Consider the following 13,020-nt stretch of genomic DNA (forward strand, 5'->3'; position numbering starts at 1 on the left):
ACCGTTATCGAAGCGGGGCAATCTGTCGCAGGCGCAGATGTAATGTCACAAAACTACTGTCAGCGTCGCACCGCGATTCAAGGCATAATCGCCGGGCTGCTGCCTTCAGAGAACCTTCATGCCGCGTCGTTTTTTCAAACGCTACATGCCGCACCCCGATCGCATCAAGACTAACAAGTCTCTGCGTTTTCTCGGCGCGCTGATTCACGATCCCAATCTCTGGCATCTCAATCGACACTCGGTATCCCGCGCGATGGCGATCGGCGTGTTCTGGGCCATGATCCCGATGCCGATGCAGATGCTTGCAGCGGCCGTCTGCGCCCTGCCCTCCAGAGCCAATCTGCCGATCGCAGTGGGGCTGGTCTGGCTGACCAATCCGCTGACCATGCCGCCGGTCTTCTATTGCAACTACAAGATCGGCACCTGGCTGCTGGATACTCCGGCCTCCAGCATGCCGGCCGAACTGAGCCTGGCCTGGGTGCGCTACATGCTGCAGCACAACTGGCAACCGCTGTACCTGGGTTCCCTGGTCAGCGGGCTGGTGCTGGCCGTGCTCGGCTATGTATTGACTCAGGCCTACTGGCGCTGGTGGGTCGGCCGCAGCTGGCGGCGGCGGCAGAACGGCCGTCGTTGACGGCCGAGCCGGTCATTCGTAGCGTAGGGCCTCGGCAGGCTGGGTCTGCGCGGCGCGCCAGGCCGGGTAGATCGTGGCGAGAAAACTCAGGGTAAGCGCCGCGACCGACACCAGCACCACGTCATCCAGACGCAGCTCCGAAGGCAGCGTACTGATGAAATAGACGTCGGAGCTGAAGATGTGCTGGCCGGAGACCCTTTCCAGCCAGGCTACCAGCTCGCTGACGTTCAGCGCGCCGAGCACGCCCAGGACTACGCCGATCACGGTGCCGCTGAAGCCGATGATGCTGCCCTGGACCATGAAGATCGCCATGACCTGCCGCGGCGTCGCCCCCAGGGTCCGCAGGATGGCGATGTCGGCGCGCTTGTCGGCGACCACCATGATCAGGGTGGCGATGATATTGAACGCCGCTACCGCGACGATCAGCATCAGGAGCAGGCCAATCATGGTCTTTTCCATCTTCATCGCGCTGAACAGACTGCCCTGGGTGTAAGACCAGTCCTCCACGCGGTAGCCTTCGCCCAGCGTGGCCTGTACCTGTGCCGCCACCTCCGGCGCACGGTAGAGGTCATCCAGCTTGAGTCGTACGCCCTGGACCTGTTGCGGCGTCCAGCGATGGATCTGCGCGGCGTCGGCGCGATGGATCATCCCCAGGCTGCCGTCCAGGTCGGCACCCACCTTGAACACCCCGACCACATTCAGCCGCTGCATACGCGGCGTGACGCCACCGGGAGACGAACTGACCTCAGGGACGATCAACGTCAGCTTGTCGCCCAGCTTCAGCCCGAATCGCCGCGCGGTCATAAGACCGATGATCACACCGTACTCGCCGGGCTTGAGCGCATCCAGGCTGCCGCCGACCAGGCGCTCGCCGACGATGGAAACCTGCGCCTCGGCCTCTGGATCGATGCCGCTGATCTGGATCGGCTGCATGCTGCCCTTGAACGACAGCATGCCTTCGAGCTGCGTCACCGGCGCCATGCCGACGATCTGCGGGTATGTCGACAGACGCGCGGCAACCGCCTGCCAGTCATCCAGCGGCTGCTCGCCGATGACCGTCGCATGCGGCACCATGCCGAGAATCCGCGCGCTCATCTCGCGCTGGAAACCGTTCATCACCGAAAGGACCATGATCATCGCCAGCACGCCCAGCGCCAGGCCGATCAGCGAGGTCAGGGAAATGAACGAGATGAAATGGTTGCGCCGCTTGGCACGGGTGTAGCGGCTGCCGATGAAAACGCTGACGGGCCTGAACATCATTCGACCACCAGGCGCCCGTCTTCCAGCCGCAGCACCTGATCCATCTGGGCGGCGAGCTGGCGGTCGTGAGTGACTACCAGAAAGGCGGTATGCAGCGAGGTGCTGAGTTCGAGCATCAGATCCTGAATGCCCTGCGCGGTGTGATGGTCCAGGTTGCCGGTTGGCTCATCGAGCAATACCAGTGCCGGCTCGTTGACCAATGCCCGAGCGATGGCCACGCGCTGTCGCTCACCACCGGACAGCTCTGCAGGCTTGTGCTCCAGGCGATGGCCGAGGCCGACCCGCTGCAGCAGAGCCGACGCTCGCTGCCGCGCTTCCGGGATCGGCGTGCGCCCGATCAGCAGCGGCATGCAGACGTTTTCCAGCGCGGTGAACTCGGCAAGCAGGTGATGGAACTGATAGACGAAGCCCAGAGCCCGGTTGCGCAGCAGCCCACGGTCCTTCTCGTTGAGCGCCGACAACTCCTCACCGGCCAGCCAGACGCTGCCTTCGCTCGGCGTATCGAGCCCACCGAGCAGGTTCAGCAGTGTGCTCTTGCCCGAGCCGGAGCTGCCGACGATGGCCACGCGCTGACCGGGGAACAATTCCAGCTGGAGCCCGGACAGGACCTCCACCGATTCGGGGCCCTGCTCGTAGCGCTTGCCCAGGTTGCGGCAACTCAGCACCGCCTGCTTTTGCTCGTTCATTACCCGCTCACTCATAACGTAGCGCCTCTGCCGGCTGGGTGCGTGCGGCACGCCAAGCCGGATACAGGGTCGCGAGGAAACTCAGGATCAACGCGGCGACGCAGACCTGGATCACATCGGCTGCCATCAGCTGGGACGGCAGGTAGTCGATGAAATACACGTCGGCACTCAGGAACTTGTGTCCGATCAGCCGCTCCAGCGCGGCGATCCAGCTGCTGACATTGACGGCGGCAAACATACCAAGCAATGCGCCGACCAAGGTGCCGACCACGCCGATCACGGTGCCCTGGACCATGAAAATCGCCATGATCTGCTTCGGCGTAGCACCCAGCGTGCGCAGGATGGCGATGTCGCCGCGCTTGTCGGTCACCACCATCACCAGCGTGGAGATAATGTTGAACGCGGCGACCGCGACGATCAGCAGCAACAGCAGACCGATCATGGCCTTCTCCATGCGGATCGCCTGATAGAGGTTGCCGTGGGTGCGGGTCCAGTCGCGGGAATAGAAGTCGTCGCCGAGCTGACCGGCCAGCTCCCAAGCGATACGCGGCGCCTGGAACAGATCGGCGAAACGCAGACGCAGCCCCTGCACCTGATCCGGCTGCCAGCGTTGCAAACGCGCCATGTCGGCAATGTTGGCCAACGCGACGTAACCGTCGATCTCGCCAGCACCGACATGAAAGATTCCGGTCACGGTGAAACGCTTCATGCGCGGGAACATCCCCGCTGGAGTCACGGTGACCTCGGGCGCCACGAAGGTAATCTTGTCGCCGACGCCGACACCGAGCTTGGCAGCTGCCTTGTCACCGATGACGATGCCGAACTCGCCGGCCTTGAGATCATCCAGCGAGCCCTCGCGGAAGAACTGATCGATGATCGAAACCTGGCGCTCCGCCTGAGGCTCCACCGCATTGATCAGGATCTTGGTCACCTGGCCCTGATGGGTCAGCAGCCCCTGGCTCTGGATGAACGGCGCAGAGGCCAACACCTGCGCGTGCTGCTCGACGCGCGAGCCCAGCGCCTGCCAATCGTTGATCGGCGTCGGGCTTTCGATGGTCGCGTGGGGCACCATGCCCAGCACGCGGGTGCGCATTTCATGATCGAAGCCATTCATCACCGACAGCACGACGATCATCACCAGCACGCCGAGAGCGAGCCCAATCATGGAAGTCAGGGAGATGAAGGAGACGAAGAGACTGCGACGTCTGGCGCGTGTGTAGCGCGCCCCGATGTACACGGACAGCGGTCTGAACATAGATCGACGGGTTCGCTGGCGGGGGAAAACAACATGCAGCTGACGCCACCGCGGGGCCTGATACACTCTGGCCATCAACGCTACCCGGGTATCGCCATGCCGACACAAGACACTGAAGAACGCCGCGAATACTACCGTATCGAGGATCGCGTGGCACTGGAAATCATCCCGGCGAGCCAGGACCACCCCGCCGCCAGCGAGCCTCTGCCCGCGCTGTTCAACCTGCTTGGCGAGCTTCATCAGCTGGACTTCGAGGCGCAGCATTTGTTACGCCAGATTGCCGAGAGCAACCGCACGCTGGCCAATTACCTCAAGGTACAGAACAAGCGAATCGAGCTGCTGGGGCAGGCATTGGCGCAGGACCTGCTGAAGGATCAGAGCGCACCGCAGCCGGTGGTGCTTTCCGAAGGTGGCATCAGCTTTGTCAGCGAACAGCCATTGGCGGAAGGCGAGGTCATCACGCTGAAGCTGGTCCTGCTGCCGCAAGGGCTCGGCCTGCTGTTGCCGGCACGGGTGATCTACAGCACCGCGATGCAGGACGGCCGCTACGACATCGGCACCGAGTTCGAAGCGTTGACTGATGCACAGCGACAATTGCTTGCTCGGCATATCCTGCAGAAACAGGCGCTGGAGAGGCGCCTGGCCCTGGAAAACCTGCAAGGAGAGTGACCAATGCGCCGCCTGGCGACCCTGCTGTTCACACTGACATTCAGCCCGTCGGTGTTCGCCGAAGAAATTCGCATACCCGTCGGCCAGCAAGGCCAGCCCGAGATGGCGATGCCCGCGCGTGGCGACTCCAAGATCAAGGTTCTGGACCGTTTCGGGCTCGCCGACGAGGAGCACCCGGCCGTTGGCCAGCCGCCGATCACCCGCTGGGATTATCGGGAATTCTCCGTATATTTCGAACGCGACCGAGTCATCAACAGCGTCCGTCACCACCAGCGCGCTCAACCACCCATGAAGGAAGATCAACAACCGTGACACTCATCTACGGCCACCGCGGCGCCAAGGGCGAAGCTCCGGAGAACACCCTGGCGAGCTTCGAGCAATGCCTGCAGCATGGCGTACGCCGCTGCGAGCTGGACCTGCACCTATCCCGCGATGGCGAGTTGATGGTCATCCATGATCCGACGCTCAAGCGCACCACCGGCCGCCGAGGCAAGGTTGCCCAGCACGATGCCGAAGAGCTGGTAAAGTACGACGCCCGCCAGGGTGGCCCGGGCTGGAAGACACCCTGCCCCATCCCGCGCCTCAGCGAACTGTTCGAGAAGTGCGACTTCGAGCACTGGCAACTGGAAGTCAAGAGTGCTTCGCGCGATCGAGCAGCGCGCACGGTGCTGGCAATCAAGGCGCTGGCCGAGCGTTATCAGCTCATGGAACGAATCACCGTCACCTCCAGCTCACGGGAGGTTCTGCGGGCTCTGAATCGGCTGGCGCCGGAAATCTCGCGTGGCCTGGTAGCCGAATACAACTGGCTCGACCCGCTCAAGGTGGCCCGTCAGTACGGTTGCGATCTGCTGGCGCTGAAATGGACGCTGTGCACCCCGGAGCGCCTGGAGAAGGCAAAAAAACAGGGGCTGCATGTTTCGGTGTGGACCGTGAACGAGCCGGCGCTGATGCGGCGCCTGGCGGACTTCGGCGTGGACAGCCTGATCACCGATTATCCGGGCATCGCCGTCAGTACACTGGCTCAGGGCTGACCTACAGGCCTTGCACCCATGCGACGATTCGACAGCGCTGGCGCTGCCGAACCGTCTCACCTGATCAGAAGCTCTCCCGGTTCGGCCAGTGCCAATCCCGGGAGTCCCAACCCTCTCCAGCCGGCTCAGGCCGCCGGCCGGAGCCGCTCAAAAAAGCCGGTTGAGCCCGTCGAACGCTGCCACCCGATAGGCTTCCGCCATGGTCGGGTAGTTGAAGGTGGTGTTGACGAAGTACTTGATGCTGTTCGCCGGCCCCTTCTGGTTCATGATCGCCTGGCCAATGTGGACGATCTCGGAGGCCTGATAACCGAAGCAGTGCACACCGAGCACCTCCAGGGTTTCGCGATGGAACAGGATCTTCAGCATGCCCACCGGCTCAAAGGAGATCTGCGCCCGCGCCATGCTCTTGAAGAACGCCTTGCCCACTTCATAGGGAATCTTCGCCTGGGTCAGTTCGCGCTCATTCTTGCCGATCGAGCTGATCTCCGGAATGGTGTAGATGCCCGTCGGCACGTCATCGACGAAACGCCAGGAGTCGTTCTCGACGATGCTGCCCGCAGCCGAGCGACCCTGGTCATAGGCGGCGCTGGCCAGCGATGGCCAGCCGATCACGTCGCCGGCTGCGTAGATGTTGCCGATCTCGGTGCGGTAGTGCTCATCGACCTGCACCTGACCACGGCTGTTGGCCTTGAGGCCGATGTTCTCCAAGCCGAGCTTGTCGGTATTGCCGGTACGCCCGTTGCTCCAGAGGAATGCGTCGGCCTTGATCTTCTTGCCGGACTTTAGATGCAGGATCACTCCGTTCTCCAGCCCCTCGACCCGCTCGTACTCTTCGTTGTGGCGAATCAGCACGTTGTTGTTGCGCAGGTGATAGCTCAACGCATCGGAAATCTCGTCGTCGAGGAAGCTGAGCAGTTGCTCGCGGTTGTCGATCAGGTCGACCAACACGCCCAACCCGCTGAAGATCGAAGCGTACTCGCAGCCGATGACGCCGGCTCCGTAGATGATCATCCGACGCGGCGTGTGGCTCAGGGTCAAGATGGTATCGCTGTCGTAAATGCGCGGGTGGTTGAAGTCGATATCGGCCGGCCGATAAGGACGGGAGCCCGTGGCGATGACGAACTGGCTGGCAACCAGCTTTTCCACCATGCCGTTAAGGCAGACCACTTCAACGCTCTGCTCGTCGGAGAAGCTGGCGGTACCGAAAAAGGTGTCGATGCGGTTGCGGGCGTAATAGCTGGTACGGGAGGTGACCTGCTTGCTGATGACCTTCTCGGCGCTTTTCAGCACGTCGGGAAAGGAGAACCAGCGCGGCTCACCGATCTGGCGGAACAGCGGATTGGTGTTGTACTGCATGATCTGCCGCACCGAATGGCGCAGCGCCTTGGACGGGATGGTCCCCAGATGCGTGCAGTTACCTCCTACGAGCGGACGATTGTCAACCACGGCGACCTTGCGCCCCGCCTTCACGGCGTTGATGGCCGCGCCCTCCCCGGCGGGACCGGAACCCAGTACAACCAAATCGTAGTTATAGACCGCCATATACACTCCTGAAAACGCAGCGGAAGACGCCGCCGCTGTCAACGAATTCGCCGATGTCCAAGGACGCAAACCAGCATTGCCCGCACGCCTTCTCAGCGGGACCGACCAGACATCTCCGCTCACGGCTGCCTGGGCGCGCGAAGGGTTACATCAACGCTTTGTCGCGTCGTAGGCGAGATCGGTATTGCCCGCGTTCTTCGCCTCGTTCACTTCTTCGCATTTCTCGCGGCTACCGCCACAGATGGAGCATTCCTTCTCGATGCCCAGATTGGCAATGCCCCCACAGGAGCCCGCGATGGGCTTGCGCCCCATGATCACACCGATGGCCATGCCGAGTACCACAAGCAGCATCACCAGAAAAACCAGTAACCAAGTCATTGCTCTACTCCCGCACCAAACAGCTCGTCGAAAGCCTTGGTGCTCGTTGTTGCGAAGCCTTGTCCCTCGCGCACGACGAAGAACGCGGCGATCGCATTACGCTCAGCCAGTGCCAGTCCCCGCTCGGGTCCCAGTACCATCAGCGCGGTAGACAACCCGTCGGCGCGCAAAGTCGATTTATCGACGACCGTCACCGCAGCCAGGTGATGCTCGATCGGCTTGCCGCTTTGCGGGTCCAGGGTATGTGAATAGCGGCGGCCGTCCTGCTCGAAGTAGTTCCGATAGTCGCCGGAGGTGGATACGCCCAGGCCATCGAGTTCGACGATCTTTTGCGCAACCCGCTGGTCATCCCTGGGCGCTTCAATGGCTATGCGCCACGGCGCACCATCAGGCTTTCGGCCCTCAGCCTTGAGCTCCCCGGTGATTTCCACCAGGTAACTCTGAACGCCCAGCGCCTTCAAACGATCGACAACGCGATCCACCGCATAGCCAGCAGCGATGCTGTTGAAGTCCAGCTGTACCGCCACCGCCTTGCACAACTGATCGCCATCGATGCGCAGATGCCGATGACCGGTCAACGCCCGTGCGGCCTCGATATCGTCCGCCGACGGAACCTGTGTGGCGCGACCTTGCGGACCAAAGCCCCACAGGTTGAGCAGAGGCTCGAGTGTAAGATCGAATGCGCCATCGCTGTCGGTCGATAGCTGATCGCCCGCTGCGACTAATTCGCGCACCATATCCGGCATCGGCTCACAGCTACCGCCCGGCAGGGCATTGAAGCGCTCGACGTCGGAATCGCTGCGATAGGTGGACAGCTGCTTGTCGAGGTCGGCGAGGATGGCCTCGACCTCACCCTGCAGCACGTCCTTGGCCGGAACATCGCTGCTGCGCACGTACTTGACCGTATAGGTACTGCCCATGGTCGGCCCGGTGAAGGCTTCGACCTTGTCCTGAAACAGACAGCCCGTCAGGGCTGTCGCGAAAGCGACAGCGATGACGGGCTGGAGAGACGCGACAGCAGTGGACCAGAGTGAAGCTCGGATCATGCTAGCCGCCGAAGTCGTCGAGCAGGATGTTTTCCGGCTCCACACCCAGGTCGGTGAGCATCTTGATGACCGAGGCATTCATCATGGGCGGGCCGCACATGTAGAACTCGCAGTCCTCCGGAGCCGGGTGGTCCTTCAGATAGTTCTCATACAGCACGTTGTGGATGAAGCCGGTCGGGCCGTCCCAGTTGTCTTCCGGCAGCGGATCGGACAGCGCCAGATGCCACTCGAAGTTCGGGTTCTCGGCCTGCAGCTGATCGTACTCTTCGACGTAGAAGGCCTCGCGCATGGAGCGCGCACCGTACCAGAAGCTCATCTTGCGCTTGGACTTCAGACGCTTGAGCTGATCGAAAATGTGCGAGCGCATCGGTGCCATACCCGCACCACCGCCGATGAAAACCATCTCCGCGTCGGTGTCCTTGGCGAAGAACTCGCCGAAGGGTCCGTAGACGGTGATCTTGTCGCCCGGCTTGAGGCTGAACACGTAAGACGACATCTTGCCCGGCGGAATATCGTCACGACCCGGCGGCGGCGAAGCGATACGGATGTTGAACTTCACCAGGCCACGCTCTTCCGGATAGTTAGCCATGGAGTACGCACGAATCACGGTCTCGTCGCACTTCGACACGTACTTCCACTGGTCGAACTTGTCCCAGTCGCCGCGATACTCTTCCTGAATGTCGAAATCGCGGTAACGCACTTCATGCGGCGGGCACTCGAGCTGCACATAACCACCCGCGCGGAAGTCGACGTTCTCGCCTTCCGGCAGCTTGAGCGTCAGCTCCTTGATGAAGGTCGCGACGTTGGGATTGGACTCGACGGTGCACTCCCACTTCTTCACGCCGAAGACTTCTTCCGGCACTTCGATCTTCATGTCCGCCTTGACCGGAGTCTGACAGGACAGGCGCCAGCCTTCGCCCGCCTCACGACGGGTGAAGTGCGACTCCTCGGTAGGCAGCATCTCGCCACCACCGCTCTCGACGATGCACTTGCACTGCGCGCAGGTACCGCCGCCACCACAGGCTGACGAGAGGAAGATGTTGTTGGCGGCCAGGGTCTGCAGCAACTTGCCACCGGCGGGCACGGTAATCGTACGCTCACCGTTGATTTCGATTGACACGTCACCGCTGGATACCAGCTTGGCGCGTGCAGCCAGGATGATCACCACCAGCGCAAGCACGATGGCGGTGAACATACCGATGGCGAGGAAAATTTCGTAACTCATCAGTTCGTTCCGTCCTTACAGCTGTACGCCAGAGAAAGACATGAAGCCCAGCGACATCAGTCCGATGGTGATGAAGGTGATACCCAACCCCTGCAACCCATCCGGAACATCGCTGTATTTCAGTTTCTCGCGAATACCGGCCAGCAAAGCAATGGCCAGCGCCCAGGATGCGCCGGAGCCGAACCCGTAGACGACACTCTCGCCCAGGTTGTAGTCACGCTCGACCATGAACAAAGTGCCGCCCATGATGGCGCAGTTCACGGTGATCAGCGGCAGGAATACGCCCAGTGCGTTGTAGAGGCTAGGTACGTACTTATCCAGCAGCATTTCCAAGATTTGCACAATGGCCGCGATCACGCCGATATAGCTGAGCAGACCGAGAAAGCTCAGGTCCACATCTGGCAATCCTGCCCAGGACAACGCACCGGCTTTCAGCAGGTAGGTGTAGATCAGGTTGTTGGCAGGCACGGTAATGGCCTGCACCACGATGACCGCGATACCCAGGCCGATTGCGGTTTCCACCTTTTTGGAAATCGCGATGAAGGTACACATGCCGAGGAAGAATGCCAGCGCCATGTTCTCGATGAACACCGCACGGACGAACAAGCTGATGTAGTGCTCCATTAGTAAGCCTCCTTGTTCGAGACTTGCGGCGCCATCTTGAAGGCAGGCTTCTCGACCTGTTCCTTCTTCCAGGTGCGAATGCCCCAGATGAACAGACCGATCAGGAAGAACGCCGAAGGTGGCAGCAGCAGCAAGCCGTTGGGCTGATACCAACCACCGTCGTTCACAACTGGAATAATGGTGTAACCCATCAGCTTGCCAGCTCCGAACAGTTCGCGAACGATGCCGAGCGCAATGAGCATGGCGCTGTAGCCCAGACCGTTGCCGATACCGTCGAAGAACGACAGCATTGGCGGGTTCTGCATGGCGAAGGCTTCCGCACGCCCCATCACGATACAGTTGGTGATGATCAGACCGACGAACACCGACAACTGCTTGGACAACGAGAAGGCATAGGCCTTGAGTATCTGATCAACCACGATCACCAACGAGGCGATGATCACCATCTGCACGATCATGCGGATCGAGTTGGGGATCTGACTGCGGATCATCGAGATGAACAGGTTGGAGAACGCCGTGACCAGCGTCAGCGCCACTGACATCACCAGCGCCGTGTTCAGGTTGGACGTGACCGCCAGCGCCGAGCAGATTCCGAGAATCTGCAGACCGATGGGGTTGTTATTGAAGATCGGATTGAGCAGAACTTCTTTGACAGTGGGTTGCGACATGATCAAGCCTCCCCAGCGCGCAGATTAGCGATAAATGGACCGAAGCCGTTCTCGCCCAACCAGAAGTGCAACAGCGCGTTGACACCATTGCTGGTCAGGGTCGCACCGGCCAGGGCATCGACCTGATGGTCGGCTTTCGGGCTCTGCGGGTCGACACCGCCCTTGACGATCTGTACGGCCAGGTCGCCGTTGTCGTCGTACAGTTCCTTGCCAGGCCACATGCCACGCCACTTCGGATTGTCGACCTCGCCACCGAGGCCCGGAGTTTCGCCGTGCTGATAGAAGCCGAAGCCGGCAACGGTATTCAGATCACCCTTGACAGCCATGAAGCCATAGAGGGTGGACCACAGACCGTAACCGCGAACCGGCAGAATCAGCGTATCGATCTCGCCTTCGCCCTGAGCTTCGACGATATAGACGGTGCTGTAACGCTCACGACGCTTGATCGAAGCGATGTCCTGTTCGCTCGGCAGCGCTTTGGACAGTGCAGGATCTTTGGCCGCTGCGAGCGGATCGAAGGTCTTGGCGTCGAATTCGTCGCTGAACTTGCCGGTTTCCAGATTGACCAGACGAGCAACGATGCGCTCGTTGAACAGCTGCTTGACCTGATTACCGGACATGCCCGGCTCGCCGAGGCCGGCGATCGCCAGGATGCTGCGCTGTTTGTCCAGCAGGCGGTTTTCCTGCTGGGTCGGACGCAGTGCCACGGCCGCACCGGCGACGAAAATGGAGCACACCAGGCAGACCAACAGGGCTACCGTCAGCGTGCGAACGGTGGATTCTTTCTGACTAGACATTACGTGCCAGCCTCCGCTTGATATTGGCCTGAATGACGAAATGGTCAATCAGCGGCGCACACAGGTTGGCGAACAGGATCGCCAGCATCATGCCTTCGGGGAAGGCGGGGTTGACCACGCGGATCAGCACGACCATCACGCCGATCAGGGCACCGAACACCCACTTGCCGGTGTTGGTCATGGAAGCCGACACCGGGTCGGTCGCCATGAAGATCATGCCGAAGGCGAAACCGCCGACGACCATATGCCAGTACCAGGGCATGCCGAACAACGGGTTGGTGTCCGAGCCAATTAGGTTGAACAGCGTGCTCAGGCCGATCATGCCCAGCATGACACCGGAGACGATGCGCCAGGAGGCGATCTTGCTGCCGATCAGGACGACGCCACCGATGAAGATCGCCAGGGTGCTGGTTTCACCGATCGAGCCATGAATGGTGCCGACGAAGGCGTCCATCCAGGTGATGCCGCTCTGGACAACGTTCTCGATACCACCGGCGAAGCCCAGGCTCAGCGCGGTTGCACCGGCATAACCATCGACCGCGGTCCATACAGCATCGCCAGACATCTGCGCCGGGTAAGCGAAGAACAGGAACGCCCGCGCGGTCAGCGCCGGGTTCAGGAAGTTCTTGCCGGTACCGCCGAAGATCTCCTTGCCGATCACCACGCCGAAGCTGATGCCTAGCGCGACCTGCCACAGCGGAATGGTCGGCGGCAGAATCAGGGCGAACAGCACGGAGGTGACGAAGAAGCCTTCGTTTACCTCATGCTTGCGGATCGAGGCGAACAGCACTTCCCAGAAACCACCGACGATGAAGGTCACCGCGTAGATGGGCAGGAAGTAGGCCGCGCCCTGGATGAAGTTGTCCCACAGGCTGTTGGGATCGAAGCCGGCCAGTGCACCGATTAATGCGAAGCGCCAGCCTTCCTGGGCAGCCAGCAGATCGGGGCTCTGCGCGTAGATCAGGTTGGCCTGATAGCCGGTGTTCCACATACCGAAGAACATCGCCGGGAAGGTGCACAACCAGACAGTGATCATCATGCGCTTGAGGTCGATGCCGTCGCGCACGTGAGCGGTGGTCTTGGTGACGCTACCGGGACGATAGAGGAAGGTGTCGGCCGCTTCGTACAGTGCGTACCACTTTTCGTACTTGCCGCCTTTTTCGAAGTGATGCTCGATCTTGTCGAGGAATGCGCGAATGCCCATG

The 13,020-nt window shown here is 61.2% G+C and carries 15 protein-coding genes; 4 read left to right on the forward strand and 11 right to left on the reverse strand.

From position 1 onward, the window contains the following. Positions 1-118 precede the first annotated feature (118 nt). Entirely contained in the window at positions 119-634 is a 516-nt protein-coding gene (locus NAO55_RS04090) for a DUF2062 domain-containing protein (protein WP_063539900.1), read from the forward strand. A 12-nt stretch (positions 635-646) separates the two neighbouring features. On the opposite strand, the gene NAO55_RS04095 is transcribed toward NAO55_RS04090, so the two are convergent. From NAO55_RS04095 to NAO55_RS04105, 3 genes are read right to left on the reverse strand one after another with little or no spacing between them, the layout of a single operon-like run. After that, entirely contained in the window at positions 647-1,891 is a 1,245-nt protein-coding gene (locus tag NAO55_RS04095; RefSeq protein WP_102840160.1) for a lipoprotein-releasing ABC transporter permease subunit, read from the reverse strand. Further along, a complete protein-coding gene (gene lolD, locus NAO55_RS04100) occupies positions 1,891-2,580 on the reverse strand; it encodes a lipoprotein-releasing ABC transporter ATP-binding protein LolD (protein ID WP_063539901.1) in 690 nt (229 codons plus the stop codon). Before lolD ends, NAO55_RS04095 begins: the two co-directional genes overlap by 1 nt. A gap of 7 nt (positions 2,581-2,587) precedes the next feature. Beyond that, on the reverse strand, positions 2,588-3,835 hold the full coding sequence (locus NAO55_RS04105; protein ID WP_102840158.1) for a lipoprotein-releasing ABC transporter permease subunit: 1,248 nt from the start codon (positions 3,833-3,835) through the stop codon (positions 2,588-2,590). Positions 3,836-3,868: 33 nt separating this feature from the next. Here NAO55_RS04105 and NAO55_RS04110 point away from each other — a divergent pair, with 33 nt between their 5' ends. The 3 genes from NAO55_RS04110 to NAO55_RS04120 are packed head-to-tail and all read left to right on the forward strand — an operon-like array spanning position 3,869 to position 5,535. Further along, positions 3,869-4,504 (forward strand): PilZ domain-containing protein, encoded by a 636-nt coding sequence (locus tag NAO55_RS04110; RefSeq protein WP_102840157.1) that lies wholly within the window; start codon positions 3,869-3,871, stop codon positions 4,502-4,504. Between the two features lie 3 nt (positions 4,505-4,507). Beyond that, positions 4,508-4,816, forward strand: coding sequence for a phosphodiesterase (locus NAO55_RS04115; protein ID WP_102840156.1), 309 nt, complete (start codon positions 4,508-4,510; stop codon positions 4,814-4,816). Beyond that, positions 4,813-5,535, forward strand: coding sequence for a glycerophosphodiester phosphodiesterase (locus tag NAO55_RS04120; protein WP_102840155.1), 723 nt, complete (start codon positions 4,813-4,815; stop codon positions 5,533-5,535). Before NAO55_RS04115 ends, NAO55_RS04120 begins: the two co-directional genes overlap by 4 nt. A 147-nt stretch (positions 5,536-5,682) precedes the next feature. Here the strand turns inward: NAO55_RS04120 and sthA are convergent, their stop codons facing one another. The 8 genes from sthA to NAO55_RS04160 form a co-directional block, all read right to left on the reverse strand. After that, positions 5,683-7,077, reverse strand: a complete 1,395-nt coding sequence (gene sthA, locus NAO55_RS04125; RefSeq protein ID WP_003299651.1) for a Si-specific NAD(P)(+) transhydrogenase — start codon at positions 7,075-7,077, stop codon at positions 5,683-5,685. Between the two features lie 150 nt (positions 7,078-7,227). Beyond that, positions 7,228-7,455 (reverse strand): (Na+)-NQR maturation NqrM, encoded by a 228-nt coding sequence (gene nqrM / locus NAO55_RS04130; protein WP_063539905.1) that lies wholly within the window; start codon positions 7,453-7,455, stop codon positions 7,228-7,230. Continuing rightward, positions 7,452-8,375 carry an FAD:protein FMN transferase gene (locus NAO55_RS04135; RefSeq protein ID WP_102840408.1) on the reverse strand — a complete coding sequence of 308 codons (924 nt, stop codon included), beginning with the start codon at positions 8,373-8,375 and terminating at the stop codon, positions 7,452-7,454. Before NAO55_RS04135 ends, nqrM begins: the two co-directional genes overlap by 4 nt. A 127-nt stretch (positions 8,376-8,502) precedes the next feature. After that, positions 8,503-9,729 carry an NADH:ubiquinone reductase (Na(+)-transporting) subunit F gene (nqrF, locus tag NAO55_RS04140; RefSeq protein WP_174214587.1) on the reverse strand — a complete coding sequence of 409 codons (1,227 nt, stop codon included), beginning with the start codon at positions 9,727-9,729 and terminating at the stop codon, positions 8,503-8,505. A gap of 12 nt (positions 9,730-9,741) precedes the next feature. Beyond that, positions 9,742-10,350: an NADH:ubiquinone reductase (Na(+)-transporting) subunit E gene (nqrE, locus tag NAO55_RS04145; RefSeq protein WP_003283709.1), complete on the reverse strand. Its 609-nt coding sequence runs from the start codon at positions 10,348-10,350 to the stop codon at positions 9,742-9,744. Then, on the reverse strand, positions 10,350-11,024 hold the full coding sequence (locus tag NAO55_RS04150) for an NADH:ubiquinone reductase (Na(+)-transporting) subunit D (RefSeq protein ID WP_173425604.1): 675 nt from the start codon (positions 11,022-11,024) through the stop codon (positions 10,350-10,352). The genes nqrE and NAO55_RS04150 overlap by 1 nt, the downstream gene beginning before the upstream one ends. Further along, complete coding sequence (locus NAO55_RS04155) at positions 11,021-11,815, reverse strand: Na(+)-translocating NADH-quinone reductase subunit C (RefSeq protein WP_102840154.1); 795 nt, start codon at positions 11,813-11,815, stop codon at positions 11,021-11,023. Before NAO55_RS04155 ends, NAO55_RS04150 begins: the two co-directional genes overlap by 4 nt. Continuing rightward, the gene (locus tag NAO55_RS04160; protein ID WP_102840153.1) at positions 11,808-13,019 is read right to left on the reverse strand and encodes an NADH:ubiquinone reductase (Na(+)-transporting) subunit B; all 1,212 of its coding nucleotides are present in this window, start codon (positions 13,017-13,019) and stop codon (positions 11,808-11,810) included. The genes NAO55_RS04155 and NAO55_RS04160 overlap by 8 nt, the downstream gene beginning before the upstream one ends. Position 13,020 lies beyond the last annotated feature (1 nt).

The sequence above is a fragment of the Stutzerimonas frequens genome (assembly GCF_024448335.1).
Taxonomy (GTDB): domain Bacteria; phylum Pseudomonadota; class Gammaproteobacteria; order Pseudomonadales; family Pseudomonadaceae; genus Stutzerimonas; species Stutzerimonas frequens.

Bases quoted from the DNA above. Each gene is read 5' to 3' on its own strand.
- lolD (WP_063539901.1), bottom strand. From the start codon at position 2,580: ATGAACGAGCAAAAGCAGGCGGTGCTGAGTTGCCGCAACCTGGGCAAG.
- nqrE (WP_003283709.1), bottom strand. From the start codon at position 10,350: ATGGAGCACTACATCAGCTTGTTCGTCCGTGCGGTGTTCATCGAGAAC.
- NAO55_RS04105 (WP_102840158.1), bottom strand. From the start codon at position 3,835: ATGTTCAGACCGCTGTCCGTGTACATCGGGGCGCGCTACACACGCGCC.
- sthA (WP_003299651.1), bottom strand. From the start codon at position 7,077: ATGGCGGTCTATAACTACGATTTGGTTGTACTGGGTTCCGGTCCCGCC.
- NAO55_RS04110 (WP_102840157.1), top strand. From the start codon at position 3,869: ATGCAGCTGACGCCACCGCGGGGCCTGATACACTCTGGCCATCAACGC.
- NAO55_RS04115 (WP_102840156.1), top strand. From the start codon at position 4,508: ATGCGCCGCCTGGCGACCCTGCTGTTCACACTGACATTCAGCCCGTCG.
- NAO55_RS04095 (WP_102840160.1), bottom strand. From the start codon at position 1,891: ATGTTCAGGCCCGTCAGCGTTTTCATCGGCAGCCGCTACACCCGTGCC.
- NAO55_RS04160 (WP_102840153.1), bottom strand. From the start codon at position 13,019: ATGGGCATTCGCGCATTCCTCGACAAGATCGAGCATCACTTCGAAAAA.
- NAO55_RS04090 (WP_063539900.1), top strand. From the start codon at position 119: ATGCCGCGTCGTTTTTTCAAACGCTACATGCCGCACCCCGATCGCATC.
- nqrM (WP_063539905.1), bottom strand. From the start codon at position 7,455: ATGACTTGGTTACTGGTTTTTCTGGTGATGCTGCTTGTGGTACTCGGC.
- NAO55_RS04155 (WP_102840154.1), bottom strand. From the start codon at position 11,815: ATGTCTAGTCAGAAAGAATCCACCGTTCGCACGCTGACGGTAGCCCTG.
- NAO55_RS04135 (WP_102840408.1), bottom strand. From the start codon at position 8,375: ATGGGCAGTACCTATACGGTCAAGTACGTGCGCAGCAGCGATGTTCCG.